The following is a 23,126-nucleotide window of genomic DNA, read 5'->3' on the forward strand; positions in this document are numbered from 1 at the left end:
CCGGTCTTCAGTCGGCGAAGGGGTCGGTCACCAGGATCGTGTCTTCGCGCTCGGGTGAGGTGGAGAGTAGCGCCACCGGGCAGCCGATCAACTCCTCGACCCGGCGCACATATTTGATCGCCTCCGCTGGCAGGTCGGCCCAGCTGCGCGCGCTTTCGGTCGATTGCGCCCAGCCCGGCATCTCTTCGTAGATCGGCGTGCAACGCGCCTGCTGGTCGGCGGCGGTGGGCAGGTAGTCCATGCGGGTGCCGTCGAGGTCGTAGCCGACGCAGATCTTCAGCGTCTCGAAGCCGTCGAGCACGTCGAGTTTCGTCAGCGCAATGCCGTTCACGCCCGATGTGGCGCAGGTCTGGCGCACCAGGGCGGCATCGAACCAGCCGCAGCGGCGCTTGCGCCCGGTCACGGTGCCGAATTCGCGACCGCGTTCGCCCAGCCGCTGGCCGTCGTCATCGTGCAGTTCGCTCGGGAACGGGCCTTCGCCGACGCGGGTGGTGTAGGCCTTGACGATGCCCAGCACGTAGTCGATCGCGCCGGGGCCGAGGCCGACACCGGTTGCCGCCTGCCCGGCGATCACGTTGGAAGAGGTAACGAAGGGATAGGTGCCGAAGTCGATGTCCAGCAGCGCCCCTTGCGCGCCTTCGAAGAGGATGCGCCTCCCGGCCTTGCGCTGTTCGTTCAGCACCTTCCAGACCGGCGCCGCGAAGGGCAGGACCTGCGGCGCGATCTCGGTCAGGGCGGCGATCAGCGCGTCGCGGTCGACCGGATCGATGCCCAGCCCGCGGCGCAGCGGGTCGTGGTGCTGCAGCGCGCGGTCCACCCGCGCCTCGAGCGTGGCGGCATCGGCAAGGTCCGCCACCCGCACCGACCGGCGGCCGACCTTGTCCTCGTAGGCCGGGCCGATGCCGCGCCCCGTCGTGCCGATCTTGGTCCCCTTGCTCGCGGCCTCTTCGCGGGCGCGGTCGAGCTCGCCGTGGATCGGCAGGATCAGCGGCGTGTTTTCGGCGACCATCAGCGTGTCGGGGGTGATCTCGACCCCCTGCTCGCGGATCTGCGCAATCTCCTTGACCAGGTGCCAGGGGTCCAGCACCACGCCATTGCCGATGACGCTGAGCTTGCCGCCGCGCACCACGCCCGAGGGCAGCGCGTTGAGCTTGTAGACCTTGCCGTCGATCACCAGCGTGTGGCCGGCATTGTGCCCGCCCTGGAAGCGCGCGATCACATCCGCCCGCTCGCTGAGCCAGTCGACGATCTTGCCCTTGCCCTCGTCGCCCCATTGCGCGCCCACGACCACCACGTTTGCCATGTCATCCGACCTTTTCGCATTCCGGTTTCAAACCGTGCATTGCTTATCGGAGCGGCGCGGCCAGTGAAACCACGAATTTGCGCCGGCACTGGACAGCGCGGCCCGGCTCGGGTCATTTGGCGCGACAGAGGACAAAGGAGAGCGGCATGGGATTTCTGCTGCGCTGGGTCTGCGCGCTGGTTCTGGTGACGGCGACCTACAACCCGACCGATCTGAACTATGTGCGCTGGGTGCGCCAGACCTACCCGGACCAGCTGCCGCTGATGGTGCTGCTGGGGCTGCTGCTGGCGATCGGCTACATCATTTACCTGCGTGCGACGCTGCGGTCGATCGGGGCGCTGGGGATGGTCCTGATCCTCGCCGTGGTGGCGGCGCTGATCTGGGTGCTGATCGACTACGGCCTGCTGGATCTGACGAATCGCGCGCTGACGCAATGGATCGGCATCGTCGCGCTGTCGCTGGTGCTGGGCATCGGCCTGAGCTGGAGCATCATCCGCCGCAAGCTGTCCGGCCAGGCGGATGTGGACGACGTGGACGAATGACGCTGTCCACAACCTTTCCCTGCCAGCGCCGCATTTGACGCAATTTGCCGACCTATCCTTCGAACAAGCCGACACGAGACGGAGCTTGCGCTATGAACAGACTTGCTGGATGGGGCCTGAGCGGCCTAGGGACGGCCTTCCTGGTCATATTCGCGCAGCGCTTCCTGGCCAACTACGCGACGTTCTGGAATGACGTCAACGGCTTCGGCTGGGCCGTTGGCATCACACTCTTTAAGTGGCGCAGCCTGCTGGTTCTGGGGCTGTTTTTCGGGCTACTCGGGGCGGCGCTTTTGACCCGACCACGGCAGCGGGCCGCCCCGGGCTGGCGGCGGGACCTGTCGCTGACCTTGCGCGTCGTGGCCGGTCTGGCGCTGGCGATCCCGCTCTTTGATGCGCTGAAAGAAGCCTATGGTTTCGTGCGGATCACGCTGCAGTATAAAGGCGACCTGACGAACCTCTTCTACATCCTGTATCCGGAACTTTTCGTCGCCTGCCTTGCCCCGCTGGCGCTTTGGATCGCGGCGAACCTCTTGCTCTGGCGCCGCACGCCCGGTACCTGGCGGATCGGCAACCCGCCGCCCGCGCCCGACAAAGGGGCGTAGAGGCGGGGGCGACGGCTGGCGCGCGTCACCTGCGTACCCATCCCGCAGTGCAGAAGGCGGGTTGCGGGACGCACCGGATTTGCATAGATACCCCGCGAACAAGAGCGCAGGTCATCCCGTCCATGGAAAACGTCGTCCTTATCATCCACCTTCTTCTCGCGCTGTCCCTGATCGGCGTCGTGCTGCTGCAGCGCTCCGAGGGCGGCGGGCTCGGCATGGGCGGGGGCGGGAGCGGCGCCATGGCGGGCCGCTCCGCGGCGACGCCGCTGGGCAAGCTGACCTGGGTGCTGGCCATCGCCTTCATCTGCACCTCTCTGACCCTGACGATCTTTGCCGCGGCCAATGCTTCGGGCAGCTCGATCATGGACCGTCTCGGCGGCTCCGCCCCGGTCGAGGACAGCGCCGATCCGGCCGTGCCAGGACTGCCGGCGGACGGGCTGCTGCCGCCGCCCTCGGGCTCGGGCTCGGGCGATGCCGACGCGCCGCTGGTGCCACGCGCCGACTGACGCAGGCGCCTTCGACCTTGCGCGCTCCCGGGCCAGCTTCCCCGGGCCGCGCAGACACCACCATAGCTTGAGGCGCGCGTCGCATCCGCAACAGCATCTTGCGGTCGGCTGGACAGACACGTGCGAATCCTCTATACCTTAAATCCCGTGATGCTGCGGTTTTCATGCCGCGGGTGACAGCTTCTGACAGACCTTCAGGCACGGGGATTCCGCCACATGGCACGTTTCATCTTCATCACCGGCGGTGTGGTCTCTTCGCTTGGCAAGGGCTTGGCCTCGGCCGCCCTGGGCGCCCTGCTGCAGGCACGCGGCTTTTCCGTCCGGCTGCGAAAGCTCGACCCCTATCTCAACGTCGATCCCGGCACGATGAGCCCCTTCGAGCATGGCGAGGTCTTCGTCACCGATGACGGCGCCGAGACCGACCTCGACCTCGGGCATTACGAACGCTTCACCGGCGTCAGCGCGCGCAAGACCGACTCGATCTCCTCGGGCCGCATCTATTCCAACGTGCTGGAAAAGGAGCGCCGCGGCGACTACCTCGGCAAGACGATCCAGGTCATTCCCCACGTCACCAACGAGATCAAGGATTTCATCGCTATCGGCGAGGACGAGGTCGATTTCATGCTGTGTGAGATCGGCGGCACCGTGGGCGATATCGAGGGCCTGCCCTTCTTCGAGGCGATCCGCCAGTTTTCGCAGGACAAGCCACGCGGCCAGTGCATCTTCATGCACCTGACGCTGCTGCCCTGGATCAAGGCCAGTGGCGAGCTCAAGACCAAGCCGACGCAGCACTCGGTCAAGGAGTTGCGCAGCATCGGCATCGCGCCCGATATCCTCGTCTGCCGGTCCGAAGGGCCGATCCCGGCCAAGGAGCGCGAGAAGCTGGCGCTCTTCTGCAACGTGCGCCCCGACGCGGTGATCGCCGCGCAGGACCTCAAGTCGATTTACGAGGCGCCGCTGGCCTATCACCGCGAGGGGCTGGACCAGGCCGTGCTCGACGCCTTCCAGATCACGCCTGCCCCGCGCCCCGTGCTCGACCGCTGGGAAGACGTGGCCGACCGCATCTACAACCCCGAGGGCGAGGTCAACGTCGCCATCGTCGGCAAGTACACGCAGCTGGAAGACGCCTACAAGTCCATCGCCGAGGCGCTGACCCACGGCGGCATGGCCAACCGCGTCAAGGTCAATATCCAGTGGGTCGATGCCGAGATCTTCGATGCCGAGGACCCCGCCCCCTACCTTCAGGGCTTCCACGCGATCCTCGTGCCCGGCGGGTTCGGAGAGCGCGGGACGGAAGGCAAGATCAAGGCCGCGCAATACGCCCGCGAACACAAGGTGCCCTACCTCGGCATCTGCCTCGGCATGCAGATGGCGGTGATCGAGGCGGCGCGCAACGTCGCCGGGGTCAAGACCGCCGGGTCCGAGGAATTCGATCACGAGGCCGGGAAAAAACGGTTCGAGCCGGTGGTTTATCACCTCAAGGAATGGGTGCAGGGCAACGAGAAGGTCAACCGCTCGGTGGCCGACGACAAGGGCGGCACGATGCGGCTGGGCGCCTATGATGCGGTGCTGACCGCGGGGTCGAAGGTCGCGGAGGTCTACGGCGCGACGGCCATCGACGAACGCCACCGCCACCGCTACGAGGTCGACATCCAGTACCGCGACGCGCTGGAAAAGGCGGGTCTCTGTTTCACCGGCATGTCGCCGGACGGCAAGCTGCCCGAGATCGTCGAATGGAAGGACCACCCGTGGTTCATCGGCGTGCAGTTCCACCCGGAGCTGAAGTCGAAACCGTTCGATCCGCATCCGCTGTTCAAGGATTTCGTGCGGGCGGCGAAGGAAGTTAGTAGACTTGTCTAAGAAAAACCCACCGCGCAAGCATCACTATATTCCACAATTTTACTTGCGATCTTGGTGTGGATTGGATGGCAATTTATTTGAATTTTCAATACCTTAAAAAAAGTTGTTCCGAAGCGAGTTTATCCAGCACAGACTGCTTGGAAGGATAGAGCATACGAGTTGCGGGGCTTCCCGGACTCACTTGCGCAGCAAATCGAAGAAAAGATCGTCAACCCGATCCACCAGATGCCGGGACTGAATACCTAGAGCGATTTAAGCATTTATGAAAATTTCTTCTTTTGCATAATAGCCTGCCCGCGGGATGGCGCATCACCCTCTCCGCTACAACACTTTATCCCCGCCACATCCGCACGCCGCCCCGGCTGCGCACCAAGCCCCGCCAAAGCGCCAGCCCGGTGGGGCGGGCAGGCGCTCGCGCGGCGGCCGCAAGCGGCCTTGTTTCCGCGCGGGGTTCAACGCTCGACCGTTTCCTGCAGCAAACAAGCGCCAACTGTCTCGCCACAGGCGAGCCAAGACTCCTCGGCGCACCTTGGGTGCGAAGGGGCAACGCCGTCCATTGTCACTCGGAGCAATGGCGTTCCCATGAACGACCGCTCGCGCGCCGGCGGCAGGCGGCCTTGAACCCGCGCGGGGCCTTGCATCAGCGTTGCGTGTTCTGATCGGCAACGTTATTGCCCGCTCCATGCTGTCCTACCAACATCTCTACCACGCCGGAAACCTCGCGGATGTGCACAAGCACAGCCTGCTGGCGTGGATGCTGGCCTATCTCACGCAGAAGGACAAACCGCTCAGCTATATCGAGACCCATGCCGGGCGCGGGCTCTATGATCTCTCCGCCGCCGAGGCGCAGAAGACCGGAGAGGCAGCGGCGGGGATCGCGACATTACGGGCGGCCTTTGCCGCAGATCACCCCTACATCACCGCCCTGCACCAGATCACGAAGGACCACGGGCCCGACGCCTACCCCGGCTCTCCGCTGATCGCGCAGACCTTGCTGCGGCCCGCAGACAGCCTGCACCTGGCCGAACTGCACCCCGGCGAGCACGCCGCCCTGTCGCAGGCGATGCAGCACAGCGGCGCGCATGTCCACCGGCAGGACGGGCTGGCGCTGGCGCAGAGCCTCTGCCCGCCGACGCCGCGCCGGGGGCTGCTGCTGATCGACCCCAGCTACGAGATCAAGGCCGATTACGACGTCCTGCCCAAGGTGCTGGCGCAGCTTCACGCCAAGTGGAACGTCGGCGTCCTTGTGCTCTGGTATCCGATCCTCACGTCCCAGAGCCATGCCGGGATGCTGGACCGGCTGGCCGACACCTTTCCGGACGCGCTGCGCCACGAGGTGCGGTTCGCGCCGATCAGGCCGGGACACCGGATGATCGGATCAGGGCTTTTCGTGGTCAATCCGCCCTATGGCCTCGAAACGGAGGCCAAACGGATCGCGCAACTCTTCGACCGGCGCGCGTAAAATCCCGCGCGCAGCGGGGCAAAGCGGTGTATCCTGCGCCGCATGCGCTGGTGCCTCCCCCTGCTTGTCACTGCATGTCCCGCCCTCGCCTGCGAGGCGCCGGTCTGCCTCGTGCCGAACGACAGCCTGAGCCTGTCGCGGGTGATCACCTTCGACACGCTGCCCACCAGCATGGGCATCGGCCGCGACCTGAGCGGCATCGTCACCGCCGACGGCGCCCGGTTCGGAGAACATTTCGCAGGCATGATCCGGGGCGAGAGCGGCAGCTACGACCGCTTCACCGGCCCGCCCGACGCCCCGCTGCGCATTGTTCCCGGCCCCGACCGCGGCAACCTCGGGACCATGCTGCTTTATGGCACGACCATCCTGCACGGCCACGGCCCGGCGCTGTTCCCGCGGACAGAGGCCATCGGCGAGGGCAGCATCGCCGTGCTCTTCGACGAAGGTCAGGCGGCGCTGGCGCTCGACATCCGCGGCGGTGAGGGCGGAACGGCCACGATCCGCTTTTACACCCGCGACGGCGCGCTTCTGCACGGCATCGAGATCAACGGCCTGGGCGAGGCCCAAGTCAGCTTCCTGCGGCAGGGACAACAGGCGGATATCGCGGGCATTCTGCTTGAAAACGCCGATCCCGAGGGTATAGGCATGGACAACCTTCGGTTCGCGCTGGAGGCGCTTCTGGGCGCCTGACGCCGCGCCGATCCCGCCCCGTGACCGACCCGGACCCAGCCATGTTCGAACGCCTGATGGCCCGCCTCCACCGCGACACGCCGCCGAAAGAGCCTCTGGCGACGCCGGACGCGCGCATGGCGCTGGGAATTCTGCTGGTCCGGCTGGCGATGGTCGACCGCGCCTACCTGTTCGAAGAGGTCGAAGAGATCGACCGCGTTTTGGCCCGCGCCTTCGACCTGCGCCCGCTCGAGGCGGCCAAGATGCGCGCCCGCTGCGAAGATACCGCGCGGCGACTGCCCAAGGACGTGGACCTGGCGCAGATCGTGCATGACAGCGTCGATTACGCGCACCGGCTGGACGCGGTCGCGGCGCTGTGGTCCGTCGCGCTGTCGGATCACATGACCGACGACCGCGAGGCCGAGATGATTCACCTGATCGAAACCCGCCTCGGTGTCAGCCGCGCCGATTCCGATGCCGCCCGCCGCGCGGCCGAAGCGAAACGCTGACGCGCGCGAATTGCGCTGGCCCCAAAACGGACTATATCCGACCCATGTTTGCTGATTTCCTTAAGAAGCTGACGGCGCCCGAGCCCGAGCAACTGCCCGATTCCGATGCGCGTCTGGCCCTGACGGCGCTTCTGGTCCGTGTCGCGCGGTCCGATGGCAGCTACGATCTGACCGAACGCCAGCGCATCGCGCGCATCGCCGAGACACGCTACGGCCTCAGCCCGGACGACGCAACCGCCCTGCGCAGCGACGCCGAAGAGCTCGAGGCGCAGGCGCCGGACACCGTGCGCTTTACCCGCGCCATCAAGGACGCGGTGGCCTACGAGGACCGCATCGCGGTGATCGAGGCGCTGTGGCAGGTCGTGCTGGCCGACGGGCGGCGCGAGGCCGAAGAGGATTCGCTGCTGCGGCTGGTGGCCAACCTGCTGGGCATCACCGACCGGGATTCCGCGATGGCCCGGCAGCGGGTGGACCCCGCCGGGTGACCGTCAGCCTGCCGATGTACGATCGGCCCGAGACGCGAGAAGCCAACGCGGCCTTCTGGCGGGCGATCCGGTCGGACCTCGCAATACGCGCCCCCGGCCTGGATGCGCTGCCCGACCGCCTGCGGGTCCCGACAGACGCGATGGCGCATTGGCGCGACCCCGCGCTGATCTTTTCGCAGACCTGCGGCCTGCCCTTCCGCAAGTATCTGCATCCGCAGGTCGTGCTCTGCGGCACGCCCGATTTCGGGCTGCCGGGATGCCCGCCCGGTCATTACAATTCGGTACTGGTGATGCGCCGGGACGATCCGCGCGGTCCCGACGACTGGCCGGTAATGACGCTGGCGCTGAACGGTTTCGACAGTCAATCCGGCTGGGCCGCGCCCTTTGCCCATGCGCAGGCCAGGGGCGTGCATTTCTGCACACATCACGTCACCGGCGCGCATCGTGCCTCGGCCCGGGCGGTGCTGGACGGCGCCGCCGATATCGCGGCACTCGATGCGCAGACGTGGCGGATGATGCGCCGCTGGGACGATTGGACTGCGGGCCTGCGCGAGGCGGAGCATACCGAACCCACCCCCGGCCTGCCCTACATCACCGCCGCGGGCCGGCATTCCGGACACCGCCCCGACCCCGCCGCCGCCTTCGCGGCACTGGCGCCCGAGCATCGCGCGACGCTAGACCTGCGCGGCATCGTCGCCCTGTCCGCAGAGCGGTACACCGCGCTGCCGCTGCCGCCGGAACCGGCCGAAAGCGATTGACCTTTCGTCACCCGGCACGGTTCCGACGCCACGACGGCGATTTGAGCGTTGCAAATCGGAATTCTTTCGCTCCATGCTAGGCGGCATGACCGATTTCAACCGCGCCAGGCTCTCGTGACTGACACACCGCCCGTCATCGCCATCCGCAATCTGCACAAGCAATACGGTGCCCTCGAGGTGCTGAAAGGCGTCGACATCACCGCCGCACGCGGGTCGGTGGTGTCGCTGATCGGATCATCGGGGTCGGGCAAGTCGACGCTGCTGCGCTGCGCCAACCTGCTGGAGGACAGCCAGCAGGGCGAGATCCTGTTCAAGGGCGAACCGGTGGCCTGGAAGGGCAGCGGCATGGCCCGCCGCCCCGGCGATGCCAAGCAGGTACTGCGCATCCGCACCAACCTCAGCATGGTTTTCCAACAGTTCAACCTCTGGTCCCACCTCACCATCCTGCAGAACGTGATGGAGGCGCCGGTGACGGTGCTGGGACGCGATCCGAAATCGGTCGAGGAGGCCGCGCGCGGCTACCTCGAAAAGGTCGGAATCGGCGACAAGGCCGACAATTTCCCCGCGCAGCTGTCGGGCGGCCAGCAGCAGCGCGCCGCCATCGCCCGGGCGCTCTGCATGGAACCCGAGGCGATCCTCTTCGACGAACCGACCTCGGCGCTCGATCCCGAGCTCGAGCAGGAAGTGGTCAAGGTGATCAAGGACCTCGCCGCCGAGGGCCGCACCATGCTGATCGTGACCCACGACATGAAGATGGCACATGACGTCAGCAGCCATGTCGTGTTCCTGCACCAGGGCCTGATCGAAGAGGAAGGCCCGCCAGAAACGCTTTTCGGCGCTCCGAAATCCGAACGCTTGCGCGGGTTCCTGAAATCCACGCACGGATAATTCGACAACCACTCAAGAACCACTCAGGGAGACGACAATGAAAAAGATCCTTCTCGGCACCGCGGCACTCGCGATGTCCGCCAGCATGGCCCTCGCGCAGGGCTCGGTCGTGCGGCTGGGCACCGAAGGCGCCTATCCTCCGTACAACTTCATCAACGACGCGGGCGAGGTCGACGGCTTTGAACGCGAACTGGGCGACGAGCTTTGCGCCCGCGCGGAACTGACCTGCGAATGGGTCACCAACGAGTGGGACAGCATCATTCCCAACCTCGTGTCGGGCAACTACGACGTCATCATCGCCGGCATGTCGATCACAGACGAGCGCGACGAGGTGATCGACTTCACCTCGGCCTACACCCAGCCCGATCCGTCGGCCTATCTGGCCATGGACGGCGCCGAGGTCGACTTTGAAGGCGGCGTGATCGCGGCCCAGGCCGGGACGATCCAGGCCAGCCACATCGCCTCTTCGGGCGCCACGCTGCTGGAATTCGCAACGCCCGACGAAACCATCGCGGCGGTGCGCGGCGGCGAGGCCGACGCGGTGCTGGCCGACAAGGCCTTCCTCGAACCCATCGCCGCCGATTCCGCCGACCTGGCGCTGGTCGGGGAAGACGTGCTCCTGGGCGGCGGCATCGGCATGGGCGTGCGCGAAAGCGACACCGAGCTGAAAGAGAAGTTCTCGGCCGCCATCGACGAGATGAAGGCAGACGGGTCGCTGAACGCCCTGATCGAGAAGTGGCTGCCCGCTTCGGCCACCTTCTGATCGCACATCGGCGGGAGGGCGCAGCGCGTCCTCCCGCTTGTATCGCGCCGCGCGCGCGACGGATGCCTCAATCGGGACCACCGCCATTTTCAGCTTTTGCACAGACCCCGGCACCCTGGGCGACGCGGCCTGGATGGCCTGCTACCTGACCACCGGCAAGCACATGGCGCTCTACTGGTCGGTGGGCACGGTGCTGTTGTTGCTGGCGATCACGGCGCCGGTGTCGCTGGCCTTCGGCTTTGGCGGCGCGGCGGCGGCGCGGTCGTCGGTCGCTCCGCTGCGCTGGTTCGGCAAGACCTATATCGCGCTGGTCCGCGGCGTTCCCGACATCGCCTATTTCCTTTTCTTCGTGATCGCGCTGGATCAGGCCTTTGAATACGTCCGGCACAAGGTCAAATGCCCCGACTGGGATCAGCCGATCCGCCAGGGCAACGATTTCGTCGTCTGCGCGGCGGCCAAGCTGCCGCTGGGCAACGCGCCGCAATGGATGCACGAAACCTACGGCTTCTTCCTCGCCGTGCTGACCTTCGCTTTGGTCTTCGGCGCCTTTGCCGCGAACGTGCTTTACGGCGCGATGCGGGCGGTGCCGCGCGCGCAGATGGAAACCGCCGAGGCCTACGGCCTGACCCGGCGCCAGTGCTTCTGGCGCATCCTGGTGCCGCAGATGTGGGTCTTTGCCCTGCCGGGCCTGTCGAACCTGTGGATGGTGCTGGTCAAGGCCACGCCGCTGCTGTTCCTGCTGGGGGTCGAGGACATCGTCTACTGGGCGCGCGAACTGGGGGGCGCCAAGACGCCGCGCTTTACCGATTACCCGCACGGCGACTGGCGCATGTGGTATTTCCTCGCGCTGCTGGTCTTTTACCTGTTCCTGACCTGGGTGTCGGAGCGCGTGCTCGCCCGGGTGATGGCACGTCTGACCCACGGCCAGGCCACGGTCGCGGGCGAAGCGGCGAGGAAAGCCGCATGAGCTGCTGGGAAACCCTCGCCGATTACGGGCTGCGTTCGCTGGGCTACGGCGAACGGCTGCTGCCGCGCTCGGATTTCACGCTCTGCCAGCAGGTGGTGCTGATCGGATCGGGCATGATCTGGAACATCTACTTCGGCGTGCTGGCGCTCTTGAGCGGATTTTTCCTGGCCACCGCGGCGGCCGTCGGCAAGGCGTCGACCAACCCTGTGCTGCAGCGGCTTTCCAACGGCTTTATCTTTGTCTTCCGCGGTTCGCCGCTCTTCATCCAGTTCTTCTTTGCCTATTTCCTCTTCGTCGCGCTCAAGGGCGTGTCGCCGGTTTTCGATGCCTTTTCGGCGGCCTGGCTCGGCGCGCTGATCGTGCTGTTTCTCAACACCGCCGCCTATTCCGGAGAGATCTTCTATGGCGCGCTGCAATCGGTGCCCAAGGGCGACATGGAAGCGGCGGATGCCTACGGGCTCGCCGGCTGGGCGCGGTTCCGGCGGATCACCTGGCCCACGATGCTGCGGCTGGCCTGGCCCGCCTACACGAACGAGGCGATCTTTCTGTTCCATGCCACGACGCTGGTCTATTTCTCTGGCTTTCCGGCGCTGCAACAGCGCGGCGACGCGCTTTATTACGCGAGCTACTTCGCCGACAAGACCTTCAACCCCTTCGTGCCCTACCCGATCCTCGCGATCTATTTCATCCTCGTGACGCTGGGAATCCTCGCCCTTTTCGGACTGGTCAACCGCCGGCTGAACCGTCACCTGCCGCAGGAACAGCGCGCGCGGATGAAATTCCGGCCCAACCTGCTGCGCTAGGCCAGTCTGGAAATCTCGAGAATTCCAGTCCGTTTTTCTCGAGAAAAACGGCACCTGACCCGCCAATCTTTCCGCCCGCACCCGGATTTCTCCAGAAATCCGGGCCGTTTTCCTCGAGGAAAACGCCGCTGCACCCGCCGACCCGCCTTTGCCCTTGCCAAACCCCCGTCCGGGCGGCTATCGGTAATTTGATCAAATTATTGCTGCCGGTGTCCCATGTCGTCTTCCGCGATGAAGAATTACCTTCGCAAACATCCCGAGGTGCGCACGATCCGTGTCGCCGCCGCCGATCTCAACGGCCAGATGCGCGGCAAGCGCGTGCCGTCGCGCTTTGCCGACAAGGTGGTCGAGGACGGCACGCGGTTTCCGCTCTCGGTCCTGAACCTGGATATCTGGGGCGAGGATATCGACGACAGCCCGCTGGTCTTCGAAAGCGGCGACGCGGACGGCGTGCTCAAACCCACCGAACGCGGCTTCATGCCGATGCCCTGGCTCGAGGCACCCACCGCCCTGCTGCCGATCTGGATGTTCCGAGAAGACGGGCGGCCCTATGACGGCGACCCGCGCCATGCGCTGCGCGCCGTGGTCGACCGCTACCGCAAGCAGGGCCTGACCCCGGTGGTCGCGGTCGAGCTCGAATTCTTCCTGATCGACGATTCGGGCCGCAACCTGCAGGTGCCGCTGTCGCCGCGCTCGGGCAAGCGCCGCAAGGCGGCCGAGACCATGTCGGTCCGGGCGCTCGACCAGTTCGACCAGTTCTTCACCGATCTCTACGACGCCTGCGAGGCGATGGACATTCCCGCAGACACCGCCATCTCCGAAGCGGGCCTCGGTCAGTTCGAGATCAACCTCATGCATGGCGACGACGCCCTGCGCGCCGCCGACGATGCCTGGCTCTTCAAGATGCTGGTCAAGGGTCTGGCGCGGCGGCACGGCTTTGCCGCGAGCTTCATGGCAAAGCCCTACGAGGATTACGCGGGGTCCGGCCTGCACACGCATTTCTCGGTGCTCGACAGCAACGGCACCAACATCTTCGACGACGGCGGCCCGCGCGGCACCGAAGCGATGCTGCACGCGGTGGCGGGATGCCTCGAGGCGATGCACGACTCCACGCTGATCTTCGCGCCGCACCTCAATTCCTACGACCGGATGGTGCCGGGTGCGCATGCGCCTACCGGTCTTTGCTGGGCCTACGAGAACCGCACGGCGGCGATCCGCATCCCCTCGGGCAACCCGGCGGCGCGGCGGATCGAGCATCGGCTGGCGGGCGGCGACGTGAATCCCTACCTCATGCTTGCGGCCATTCTGGGCGCCGCGCTCAACGGCATCGAGGACAAGCGCCTGCCCCCCGATCCGATCACCGGAAACGCCTATGCGCTCGACCTCGCGCATGTCCCGAACACCTGGGGCGACGCCATCGACGCCTTCGAGCAAAGCAAGGTCATCCCGCGCATCTTCGCGCCTGAGATGATCCGCAACCTGCTGCTGACCAAGAAGCAGGAGCGGCACTACATGGCCGAGCTCAGCCCCAACGAACAGGTCGAGATCTACCTCGACACGGTCTGACGGGGCGGCCTCTTGCCGCCCCTCTCCCCGACCTCTACCTTGCGACCAGACAACCCGAAAACGGTGCTCCATGAAAATCGGTATCCTGCAAACCGGCCTCGCGCCCGCAGAGCTTGCGGCGCAGAGCGGTGAATACCCTGAAATGTTCGCGGACCTGCTCAAGGGCCACGGCTTCGACTTTGCCTCCTGGGCCGTGGTCAACGGCGACTTTCCCTCCGGACCCGAAGCCGCCGACGGCTGGCTCATCACCGGATCGCGCCACGGCGCCTATGACGATCTGCCGTGGATCGCCCCGCTCGAAGAGCTGATCCGCGGCATCGTCGCCCAGGAACGCCCGCTGGTCGGGGTCTGTTTCGGCCACCAGATCATGGCGCAGGCCCTGGGCGGGAAGGTCGAGAAGTTCAAGGGCGGCTGGTCCGTGGGGCCGACGCACTACACGTTCGGCACCGACACCGTGACACTCAATGCCTGGCACCAGGACCAGGTGACCGAACTGCCGCCCGGCGCCAAGGTCATCGGCCACAGCGATTTCTGCCCCTTCGCCGCGCTGCATTACCCCGGCCGCGCGATCAGCGTGCAGCCGCATCCCGAATATGACGACGGCTTCATCAAGGGGCTGATCGACTTTCGCGGCCGCGGCGTCGTGCCCGACGAACAGCTGAACGCTGCGACCGGCGCGCTTGGCACGCCGCTCGACCGCGCTGCCATGGCCGCGCAATTCGCCCATTTCTTCAAGACGAAAGAACTCGCATGACCGACTGGACAGACAGCCTGCCCGAGGCCGCCCGCGCGTTTCTCGAGAACCGCCGCCTCGACGAGGTCGAATGCATCATCTCGGACCTGCCCGGCATCGCCCGCGGCAAGGCGGTGCCCGCCTCGAAATTCGCCCGCCAGCAGTATTTCCACCTGCCCGACTCGATCTTTTTCCAGACCATCACCGGCGACTGGGGCGAAGCCGCGGACGAGCGCGAAGGCTTCATCGAGCGTGACATGATCCTGCGCCCGGACATGGCCACCGCCACCGCCGCGCCCTGGACCGGCGACTGGACGCTGCAGGTGATCCACGACGCCTTCGACCGCAAGGACCGACCCGTGCCTTACGCCCCGCGCAATGTCCTGCGGCGGGTCTGTGAGCTGTATCGCAAGCAGGGCTGGAAACCGGTGGTGGCGCCGGAGATGGAATTTTTCCTCGTCGCGCGCAACATCGACCCGGCCAAGAACATCGAGCCGATGATGGGCCGCTCGGGTCGCCCCGCCGCCGCGCGGCAGGCCTATTCGATGACCGCCGTGGACGAATTCGGCCCGGTGATCGACGACATCTACGATTTCGCCGAGGCCCAGGGCTTCGAGATCGACGGCATCACCCAGGAAGGCGGCGCGGGCCAACTCGAGATCAACCTGCGCCACGGCGACCCGATCAAGCTCGCCGACGAGGTGTTCTACTTCAAGCGGCTCATTCGCGAGGCGGCGCTGCGCCACGACTGCTTCGCCACCTTCATGGCCAAGCCCATCGCCGACGAGCCGGGCAGCGCCATGCACGTGCACCATTCGGTGCTGGACCTGGAGACCGGCAAGAACATCTTCACCGGTCCTGCGGGCGGTGAGACCGACGCCTTCTTCAACTTCATCGGCGGGCTGCAGCAGCACATGCCGGCGGCGATCGCGGTGCTGGCGCCCTACGTCAACAGCTACCGGCGCTACGTCAAGGACCATGCCGCGCCCATCAACCTCGAATGGGGCCGCGACAACCGCACCACCGGCATCCGCATTCCCCTGTCGGGACCCGAGGCGCGGCGGGTGGAGAACCGTCTGGCGGGTATGGACTGCAACCCCTACCTCGGCATCGCGGCGTCGCTGGCCTGCGGCTACCTCGGGCTGATGAAGGAGCTGCGGCCAACCAAGCAGTTCAAGGGCGATGCCTATGAAGGCGACGGCGATATTCCCCGCACCCTGGGCCAGGCGCTGGACATGTTCGACGCGGCGACCGAGCTGCACGAGGTGCTGGGGCCGGAATTCGCGCGGGTCTATTCGATCGTCAAGGCTACTGAATACGAGGAGTTCCTGCAGGTGATTTCGCCCTGGGAGCGCGAGCACCTGCTGCTCAACGTCTGAGCGGGACGCCCTCCGCGAAGGTTGACGACTTGTGGATCGACGTTCTCGCGGTTGGGCTTATGCCGGACCGGGGCTCTGCCCCGGACCCCGGAGATTTAATTTGCAAGATGAAGCTGGGGATCTGCGATGGACCTGCTGTTCTCGAACGACAAACGCGGGGTTTATCCGGAGAGCTGGTACGCGGCGACCTGCGATCCCCTGCCGCCCTTCGCGCCGCTCAAAGGCGAGACGCGGGCGGATGTCTGCGTCGTGGGCGGCGGCTACACGGGGCTGTCGGCGGCGCTGCATCTTGCCGAGGCCGGTCTGGACGTGGTGCTGCTCGAGGCGCATCGCGTGGGCTTCGGCGCCTCGGGGCGCAACGGCGGGCAGCTGGGGTCGGGCCAGCGCATGGACCAGGTCGGGCTGGAAAAGCTCATGGGCGACGATACCGCCCGACAGCTCTGGGACCTCGCCGAGGAGGCCAAGGCGCTGGTGCGTGACCTGGTGGCGCGGCACGGCATCGACTGCCATCTGAAACCGGGCGTGGCCTGGACCGGATCGAGCCGCGGCGAGGTCGACGAGTTGCACCGTTACGCGGCGCATCTGTCGGACCGCTACGGCTATGACGAGATCGAAACGCTGGATGCGGCGGCCTGCCACGCGCTCTGCCCCTCGCCGGACTACAAGGGCGGAATGCTCGACATGGGGGCGGGTCACCTGCATCCGCTGCGCTTTGCCCTGGGGCTGGCGCAGGCGGCGCAGAAGGCCGGGGCGCGGATTTTTGAGACCAGCCATGTGCATCACATCGAACGGGGCGCTCCGGCGGTGGTGCAGACCGACGCGGGGCGGGTGCGGGCCGATCACGTGATCCTGGCCGCGAACGGCTACCTCGGCGGGCTGGACGGCGGCGTGGCGTCCCGCGTCATGCCGATCAACAATTTCATCGTCGCGACCGAGCCGCTGGGCGATCGCGCGGCGGAGGTGCTGACCCGCGACGTGGCGGTGGCGGACGGCCGGTTCGTGGTCAACTACTTCCGCCTCAGCCACGACAAGCGGCTGCTCTTCGGCGGCGGCGAAAGCTACGGCTACCGCTTCCCGGACGACATCCGGGCGGTGGTCTCGAAACCGATGCTGCGGGTGTTTCCGCACCTGCGGGACGTGCCGCTCGACTATGCCTGGGGCGGCACGCTGGCGATTACCATGAAGCGGATGCCCTACCTCGCGCGGCTGGCGCCCAACATGCTGTCGGCCTCGGGCTATTCCGGCCACGGGGTCGGCACGGCGGTGCATGCGGGCAAGCTGATGGCGCAGGCGATACAGGGACAGGCGGAGGGCTTCGACCTCATGGCCTCGGTCCCGGCGCCGCGGTTTCCGGGCGGCGCCGGGCTGCGGTCGCCGCTGCTGGCATTGGCGATGACCTGGTTTGCGATGCGCGACCGGCTGGGGATCTGACAGGACACACCGCGCGGGCGTCACCGGATTGTCACTAGGCGCGCGCGGCGGATTGTTTTACATTTTCGAAAAGCCGGATTCAGGATTTTGAAAATGACCGAGATGCCCAACATGCACGACGCCGAACCGATCCCCGCCGCCGCCAGGGCCGAGATCGACCGGCTGATACAGAGCGGCGACCTGTTCCGCTACACCGCTGCCAAGGACGCGCCGGTAAGCCTGCTGGAGACGGAATTCGCGGACCTCATGGGCGCGCGCTACGCCCTGGCGGTCAGCAGCTGTTCGGCGGCGCTGTTCCTGTCGCTCAAGGCGCTGGACCTGCCGCGGGATGCGCGGGTGCTCATCCCGGGCTTCACCTTCGCCGCCGTGCCCTCGGCCGTTGTGCATGCGGATTGCCTGCCGGTGCTGTGCGAAGTCGGCGCGGATTACCGCATCGACATGACGGATTTCGAGGCCAAGCTGGACGGTGTACAAGCGGTGATCGTCAGCCACATGCGCGGGCACACCTCGGACATGGACGCGATCCTGGCGCTTTGCGATGCGCGCGGGGTGCCGGTGATCGAGGATGCGGCGCATTCGCTGGGCACCACCTGGCAGGGGCGCAACATCGGTACGCTGGGGCGCATCGGCTGCTTCAGCTTCCAGAGCTACAAGATGCTCAACGCCGGCGAAGGCGGCATCCTGATCACCGACGACACCGACCTTGCGGCGCGCGCGATCCTGATGTCGGGCGCTTACGAGCATGCCTGGCGCAAGCATCCCGGCATCGGAGAGGCCTGCGCGCGCTGGCAGAACCGCCTGCCGCTTTACAATCTGCGCCTGTCGAACCTGTCGGCGGCGCTGATCCGCGCGCAACTGCCGGAGCTTCCCCGGCGCGTGGCCGACGGGCGGCGCAACCACGACCGGGTCGCCGCCGCCATTGGCGCCGCGCCGTGGATCGAGGTGCCCCCCCCCCTGCCCGGCGAGGTTCGCGCGCCCGACAGCCTGCAGTTCAATCTCGTGGGGCTCAGCGATTCAGAGGTACACACCTTCGCCGCCGCCGCCGAGGCGGCGGGCGTCAAGGTTCAGGTCTTCGGGATGAGTGCGGACAATGCCCGCGCCTTCTGGAACTGGCAATTCGTGCCCGACCTGCCTGAGCTGCCGCAGACCCGCGCGATGCTCATGCGCGCCTGCGACACCCGGCTGCCCGCGCGGCTGACCGAAGCCGACTGCGACCTGGTTGCCGACGCGCTGCTCGGGGCCATCCACGCGGTGATGGGTCTAGAGCGCGCCTATGGCACGTGATCACTTGTTGAGCTTGTTCAGCTTGGCCTGAAGGGCGGCCAGCTCTTTCTTGATCGCGTCGAGGTCTTCGCCGTCATTCTCCGCTTCGGCGGCGGGGCCGCTCATGCCGGCTGGCATGTTGCCGGTCATTGCCTTGAGAAACGCCTCTTGCTGCGCCTGCATCGCCTCGAAACCGGGCATTTTCGCCATCGGGTTGACCTGGCCCATGGATTCCACCCATTTCGACTGGCTGTCGCGGAACATCTCGAAACTGGCGGCGAGGAACTGCGGCACAACGCTGGTCGCCTGGGTGGTGTAGCTGCGCACGAGATCGGTCAGCACGTTGATCGGCAGGACCGACTCGCCCTTGCTTTCATGCTCGGCCACGATCTGCAGCAGGTATTGCCGGGTCAGGTCGTCGCCGGACTTGAGGTCGACGATCTTGACCTCGCGGCCCTCACGGATGAAGCCCGCGATATCCTCGAGCGTCACGTAGTCGCTGGTCTCGGTGTTGTAGAGCCTGCGGCTGGCGTAGCGCTTGATCAGAAGGGGCTTGTCTTTGTCGGCCACGAGGAACCTCCGGAAAATGCAGCGGTGCAGAAAAGCCTATGGCCTTGCGGATCAAAAGGAAAGTCCGTTTTCAGATGCAGCCGCGGCAAGCCCTGCCCGGCCGCGCCGGCCTTTCGCCGCAACGCAGAGTGATCCGGGGCGGCCATCTGCGCGCCGGCAAACCGCCATGCAGACACGAAAAAGGGCGGACCCGTCAGGGCCCGCCCAGGATTCAGCGCTCTTCGGGAGGAAAGAGCTGCCGTAATCCGGTCGCTTACTTCGCAGCTGCGGTCGATGCTTTCTTGGCAGCGGCGGTCGCGTCGTTGGTCGCCTTCTTGACAGCGGCCGTGGCGTCTTCGGAGAAGTCCTTGCCTGCGGCCATCATCAGCTCGACGGTGTCCATCTGGACCTTCTTCGCGATCTCGGCGAAAGCGGCCATGTTCTCGGCGGTCACTTCGGCCTGAGCGGAGGCGAATTCGGTCATCGACTTGGCGTAGTCGGCCGGCTCTGCCTTGGCTTTGGACATTTCTGCCAGCTTGGTCAGGGTGTCCTTGGTCCACTTGGCGGAGATTTCGGTCGACTTCTCGGCCGCTTCCAGAGCCACGCCCGACAGCTTTTCGTTCAGGGTCGCGGTGGTCTTGAACGCGTCGTCCATCGCCTTGGTATCGACGGGGAATGCGCCCATCATGTCTTTCATCATTGCGGTCATGTCTTGTGCTTTAGCAGCCATTGTCATCATCCTTTTTTCTGCTTGGCGGGCCCACCCCGCCGTTTCATTGCAGCTGTCAGGAATATGCATGCTGCACCGCGGCATTTCAAGGGTTTTCGCTGCGGTGCAGCAAAAAATTCCTAACTCATTGATCCGCCTGATTTGCTTTGATCTTCACATAGCTTCCGGGCGCCGGCTCCAGCGACGGATGGTCCGAATCGCCGGGTTCGCGGGCCTTGATCCAGCGGCCTGACCGCTTGGCCAACCACTTTTCCCACAGCGGCCACCATGACCCTTCGTGGAAGGTCGCGGCCTCGCGCCAGTGGTCCGCATCCTCGCCGAATTCGTCGTTCACGTAATGGCCGTACTTCTTTTTCGTCGGCGGGTTCACGATCCCGGCGATGTGGCCGGACTCGGAAACGACGAAGGTCTTCTGCTTCGATCCCATCTTCTGGACGCCGCGATAGCAGTCCTTCCAGGCGGCGATGTGATCGGTCTCGCAGGCGATCGAGATCAGCGGCACATCCACGTCGCGGATGTTGAGCGTATGATCCAGCATCTCGACACCGTCCTCGGCGAACCGGTTGTCCTGGCAGAGCTTGCGCAGGTACTGCATCGCCATGCGCCCGGGCAGGTTGGCGCCGTCGCCGTTCCAGTAGAGCAGGTCGAAGGCGGGCGGGGTTTCACCCATCATGTAGCTCTTGATCGCCGGGCCGTAGATCAGGTCGTTCGAGCGCAGGAAGGAAAACGTCCGCGCCATGATGAAGGACTTGAGCAGCCCGCGGTCGCCGATTTCCTCCTCGATCCCGTCGATGAAATCGTTCTGCAGGAAGGGCGTGAATTCGCCTTGGTCGCTGAAATCCGTGAGGGTTGTAAAGAAGGTCGCCGACTTGATCGACTTGTCGCCCTGCTGCTTGAGCAGCGACAGGGTGAGGCTCAGCGTGGTGCCAGCGATGCAGTAGCCCACGGCGTTGATCTTCTCGACCCCGGCGATCGCCTTCACCTCGCGGATCGCGGTCAGGTAACCCTCTTCGATATAGGTATCGAGGCCCACGTCGCGGTAGCTTTCGTCCGGGTTCACCCAGGACACAACGAACAGGGTGTAGCCCTGGTCCACGATCCAGCGGATCAGCGAATTCTCGGGCTTGAGGTCGAGGATGTAGAACTTGTTGATCCAGGGCGGGAAGAGCACGATGGGGGTCTCGCGCACCTTCTCGGTGGTGGGATGGTACTGGATGATTTCCATCATCCGGTTGCGGTAAACCACCTCGCCCTTCGCGGTGGCGATGTTCTCGCCGATCTGGAACGCCTCTTCATCCGCGAGCCGTACCACCAGTTCGCCGTTGTTGGCCTCGAGGTCGCGGACCAGGTTTTCCAAACCCTGGACGAGGCTCGCGCCCTCGGTCTCGACCGCCTTCTGCAGCGCGTCGGGGTTGGTCGAGAAGAAATTCGTCGGCGCCATCATGTCGACGATCTGCTGGGCAAAGTAGCGCAGCCGCCGCTTTTCCTTGGGATCCATGTTCTCGACGTCCTCGACGGCGGTGCGGATCGCCTCGGCGTTGATCAGATACTGCTGCTTGATGAAGTTGAAATACGGATGGCTGTCCCAAAGCGGGTTCGAGAACCGCTTGTCCTTGGGCCCGGTGTCCTCGGGCGGTTCCAGCTTGCCGCGCGCCAGCGCCTGCTGGGCTTCGACGAAATGGGTCACCGACTTGCCCCAGTATCCGATCTGGTGCTCGATGATCTTGGCGGGATTCTTGAGCCATTCCTGCCAGTAGCCGGTCAGCGCCTCGGCATACAGCTCCTGGTCGGGGCCGTGCAGCGCATTGTTGATCGGCTTCTTCTGACCCATGGCCGACAAGAGACGCTGCGTGAGTTCCTCGACCCGTTCCAGATTCGCTTCCATCTGTTTCAGATCGTGACCTTCTGCGATGGTCCTGGTTGTCATCTCGGCAATTCCCCCCTAGATTTGCTGCTGTGCAGAATACCGTCGCCACCGTCGGGAGGCAAAGCGACGCATTCGGTTCGAGGCGCCGTTCGCGCCCCGGCGAAAGGAGACGCGACATGCGCTACATGGCCACTTACGACCTGATGGAGACCCTTCGCAACACCAATGCCTGGCTCGGCGCAACCGCGCGCACGATGGCATCCTACCCGGCTTTTTCCCTGATGACCAACCCGGGCCTGCAATGGATGGCGGCCTGGGGCGAAGTGACGGAACGCACTTTCGAGCGCATGGTGGTCAAACCCGACTGGGGCATCCGAACCCTGACCTGCGAGGACGGCAAGGATCACCTGGTCAGCATCGACACCGTCGTCGAGAAACCGTTCGGCGACCTGTTGCACTTCAACGTGCAGGAACGCGAGGAACAGCCCCGCAAGATCCTGCTGGTGGCCCCGATGTCCGGTCACTATGCGACGCTCCTCCGCTCGACCGTGAAGTCGCTCATGGTCAACTGCGAAGTCTACGTGACCGACTGGCACAATGCACGCGACATCCCGGTCAGCGCCGGCAAGTTCGACGTGGAGGATTACACCCTCTACCTCGTCGACTTCATGCGTCACCTGGGCCCCGACACCCATGTCATCGCCGTCTGCCAGCCCGCGCCGCTGACGCTCGCCGCCACCGCCTACCTCGCCGGCGAGGATCCGGATGCGCAGCCGCGCTCGCTGACCCTCATCGGCGGCCCGATCGACCCCAATGCCAACGCGACCGAGGTGACCGATTTCGGTCACCGCGTGACCATGGGCCAGCTCGAAGAGACGATGATCCAGCGCGTCGGATTCAAGTATCCCGGCGTCGGGCGCATGGTCTATCCCGGCCTGCTGCAACTTGCGTCCTTCGTGTCGATGAACCTCGACCGGCACAGCAAGGCGTTCCAGGAGCAGATCCTCAAGGTCAGCAAGGGCCAGGCCTCGGATCACGATGCCCATAACCGCTTCTACGACGAATATCTCGCGGTGATGGACATGCCGGCGGAATTCTACCTCTCCACGGTCGAACGCATCTTCAAGGACGGCGAGATCGCCCGCAACGCCTTTACCGTCGAAGGCAAGCCCGTCGACATCGGCAAGATCACCAAGGTCGCGGTCAAGACCGTCGAAGGTGCCAACGACGACATCTCGGCCCCCGGACAGTGCATCGCGGCGCTCGACCTGTGCACCGGCCTGCCCGACAGCATGAAGGCCAGCCACGTGGAGCCGGGCGCCGGTCACTACGGTATCTTCGCGGGCAAGAGCTGGCGCAACAACATCCGGCCGCTGGTGCTCGACTTCATCGACCAGAACTCCGGCGCGACGCGCAAGGCGACGGATGGCAACCCAGCCAAGGCCGGCGCCAAGACCGCGGCAAAGGCCGCCAACAGCAACGTCGCCTGAC

Annotated in this window: 24 protein-coding genes; 20 read left to right on the plus strand and 4 right to left on the minus strand. The window is 65.5% G+C overall.

The window, feature by feature from the left end; genetic code table 11:
• Positions 1-7: 7 nt before the first annotated feature.
• Entirely contained in the window at positions 8-1,303 is a 1,296-nt protein-coding gene (locus tag DU478_RS18015) for an adenylosuccinate synthase (protein WP_114512359.1), read from the minus strand.
• Between the two features lie 146 nt (positions 1,304-1,449).
• Between DU478_RS18015 and DU478_RS18020 the strand changes: the two genes are divergently transcribed.
• The 19 genes from DU478_RS18020 to DU478_RS18105 all read left to right on the plus strand — a co-directional run bounded on the left by DU478_RS18020 (position 1,450) and on the right by DU478_RS18105 (position 18,510).
• Complete coding sequence (locus DU478_RS18020; protein WP_114512360.1) at positions 1,450-1,845, plus strand: DUF6524 family protein; 396 nt, start codon at positions 1,450-1,452, stop codon at positions 1,843-1,845.
• A gap of 92 nt (positions 1,846-1,937) precedes the next feature.
• Complete coding sequence (locus DU478_RS18025) at positions 1,938-2,447, plus strand: hypothetical protein (protein ID WP_114512361.1); 510 nt, start codon at positions 1,938-1,940, stop codon at positions 2,445-2,447.
• A gap of 122 nt (positions 2,448-2,569) precedes the next feature.
• On the plus strand, positions 2,570-2,953 hold the full coding sequence (gene secG / locus DU478_RS18030; protein WP_114512362.1) for a preprotein translocase subunit SecG: 384 nt from the start codon (positions 2,570-2,572) through the stop codon (positions 2,951-2,953).
• Between the two features lie 216 nt (positions 2,954-3,169).
• Entirely contained in the window at positions 3,170-4,813 is a 1,644-nt protein-coding gene (locus DU478_RS18035) for a CTP synthase (RefSeq protein ID WP_114512363.1), read from the plus strand.
• Positions 4,806-4,910 carry a DUF4238 domain-containing protein gene (locus DU478_RS23735; RefSeq protein WP_407703172.1) on the plus strand — a complete coding sequence of 35 codons (105 nt, stop codon included), beginning with the start codon at positions 4,806-4,808 and terminating at the stop codon, positions 4,908-4,910. The genes DU478_RS18035 and DU478_RS23735 overlap by 8 nt, the downstream gene beginning before the upstream one ends.
• A gap of 585 nt (positions 4,911-5,495) precedes the next feature.
• The gene (locus DU478_RS18040) at positions 5,496-6,275 is read left to right on the plus strand and encodes a 23S rRNA (adenine(2030)-N(6))-methyltransferase RlmJ (protein WP_114512416.1); all 780 of its coding nucleotides are present in this window, start codon (positions 5,496-5,498) and stop codon (positions 6,273-6,275) included.
• Between the two features lie 111 nt (positions 6,276-6,386).
• Positions 6,387-6,965, plus strand: coding sequence for a hypothetical protein (locus DU478_RS18045; RefSeq protein WP_233501408.1), 579 nt, complete (start codon positions 6,387-6,389; stop codon positions 6,963-6,965).
• A gap of 41 nt (positions 6,966-7,006) precedes the next feature.
• The gene (locus tag DU478_RS18050; protein WP_114512365.1) at positions 7,007-7,453 is read left to right on the plus strand and encodes a tellurite resistance TerB family protein; all 447 of its coding nucleotides are present in this window, start codon (positions 7,007-7,009) and stop codon (positions 7,451-7,453) included.
• Positions 7,454-7,497: 44 nt separating this feature from the next.
• The gene (locus tag DU478_RS18055) at positions 7,498-7,938 is read left to right on the plus strand and encodes a tellurite resistance TerB family protein (RefSeq protein WP_114512366.1); all 441 of its coding nucleotides are present in this window, start codon (positions 7,498-7,500) and stop codon (positions 7,936-7,938) included.
• Complete coding sequence (locus DU478_RS18060) at positions 7,935-8,696, plus strand: phosphate/phosphite/phosphonate ABC transporter substrate-binding protein (protein ID WP_114512367.1); 762 nt, start codon at positions 7,935-7,937, stop codon at positions 8,694-8,696. The genes DU478_RS18055 and DU478_RS18060 overlap by 4 nt, the downstream gene beginning before the upstream one ends.
• Before the next feature lie 114 nt (positions 8,697-8,810).
• Complete coding sequence (locus DU478_RS18065) at positions 8,811-9,584, plus strand: ABC transporter ATP-binding protein (protein ID WP_114512368.1); 774 nt, start codon at positions 8,811-8,813, stop codon at positions 9,582-9,584.
• A gap of 37 nt (positions 9,585-9,621) precedes the next feature.
• Positions 9,622-10,347, plus strand: a complete 726-nt coding sequence (locus DU478_RS18070; protein WP_114512369.1) for a transporter substrate-binding domain-containing protein — start codon at positions 9,622-9,624, stop codon at positions 10,345-10,347.
• An 85-nt stretch (positions 10,348-10,432) separates the two neighbouring features.
• On the plus strand, positions 10,433-11,314 hold the full coding sequence (locus tag DU478_RS18075; RefSeq protein WP_199488373.1) for an ABC transporter permease: 882 nt from the start codon (positions 10,433-10,435) through the stop codon (positions 11,312-11,314).
• A complete protein-coding gene (locus DU478_RS18080; RefSeq protein WP_114512370.1) occupies positions 11,311-12,117 on the plus strand; it encodes an ABC transporter permease in 807 nt (268 codons plus the stop codon). The genes DU478_RS18075 and DU478_RS18080 overlap by 4 nt, the downstream gene beginning before the upstream one ends.
• 231 nt (positions 12,118-12,348) lie before the next feature.
• Positions 12,349-13,683 (plus strand): glutamine synthetase family protein, encoded by a 1,335-nt coding sequence (locus tag DU478_RS18085; RefSeq protein ID WP_114512418.1) that lies wholly within the window; start codon positions 12,349-12,351, stop codon positions 13,681-13,683.
• A gap of 70 nt (positions 13,684-13,753) precedes the next feature.
• Entirely contained in the window at positions 13,754-14,437 is a 684-nt protein-coding gene (locus DU478_RS18090; RefSeq protein WP_114512371.1) for a type 1 glutamine amidotransferase, read from the plus strand.
• On the plus strand, positions 14,434-15,795 hold the full coding sequence (locus tag DU478_RS18095) for a glutamine synthetase family protein (RefSeq protein ID WP_114512372.1): 1,362 nt from the start codon (positions 14,434-14,436) through the stop codon (positions 15,793-15,795). The genes DU478_RS18090 and DU478_RS18095 overlap by 4 nt, the downstream gene beginning before the upstream one ends.
• Positions 15,796-15,921: 126 nt before the next feature.
• A complete protein-coding gene (locus DU478_RS18100; protein ID WP_114512373.1) occupies positions 15,922-17,226 on the plus strand; it encodes an NAD(P)/FAD-dependent oxidoreductase in 1,305 nt (434 codons plus the stop codon).
• Positions 17,227-17,319: 93 nt separating this feature from the next.
• The gene (locus tag DU478_RS18105; RefSeq protein ID WP_114512374.1) at positions 17,320-18,510 is read left to right on the plus strand and encodes a DegT/DnrJ/EryC1/StrS family aminotransferase; all 1,191 of its coding nucleotides are present in this window, start codon (positions 17,320-17,322) and stop codon (positions 18,508-18,510) included.
• On the opposite strand, the gene phaR is transcribed toward DU478_RS18105, so the two are convergent.
• From phaR to DU478_RS18120, 3 genes are all read right to left on the minus strand, one after another.
• The gene (gene phaR, locus DU478_RS18110; protein ID WP_114512375.1) at positions 18,511-19,059 is read right to left on the minus strand and encodes a polyhydroxyalkanoate synthesis repressor PhaR; all 549 of its coding nucleotides are present in this window, start codon (positions 19,057-19,059) and stop codon (positions 18,511-18,513) included. It lies immediately after the preceding gene.
• 253 nt (positions 19,060-19,312) lie between these two features.
• Positions 19,313-19,768, minus strand: coding sequence for a phasin, PhaP (locus tag DU478_RS18115; protein WP_114512376.1), 456 nt, complete (start codon positions 19,766-19,768; stop codon positions 19,313-19,315).
• Positions 19,769-19,892: 124 nt separating this feature from the next.
• Positions 19,893-21,695, minus strand: coding sequence for a PHA/PHB synthase family protein (locus DU478_RS18120; RefSeq protein WP_114512377.1), 1,803 nt, complete (start codon positions 21,693-21,695; stop codon positions 19,893-19,895).
• Positions 21,696-21,811: 116 nt separating this feature from the next.
• On the opposite strand from DU478_RS18120, the gene phaZ reads away from it, so the two are divergent.
• Positions 21,812-23,125 (plus strand): polyhydroxyalkanoate depolymerase, encoded by a 1,314-nt coding sequence (gene phaZ / locus DU478_RS18125; RefSeq protein ID WP_114512378.1) that lies wholly within the window; start codon positions 21,812-21,814, stop codon positions 23,123-23,125.
• Position 23,126 lies beyond the last annotated feature (1 nt).

This window comes from Thalassococcus profundi (genome assembly GCF_003344785.1).
Taxonomy (GTDB): domain Bacteria; phylum Pseudomonadota; class Alphaproteobacteria; order Rhodobacterales; family Rhodobacteraceae; genus Puniceibacterium; species Puniceibacterium profundi.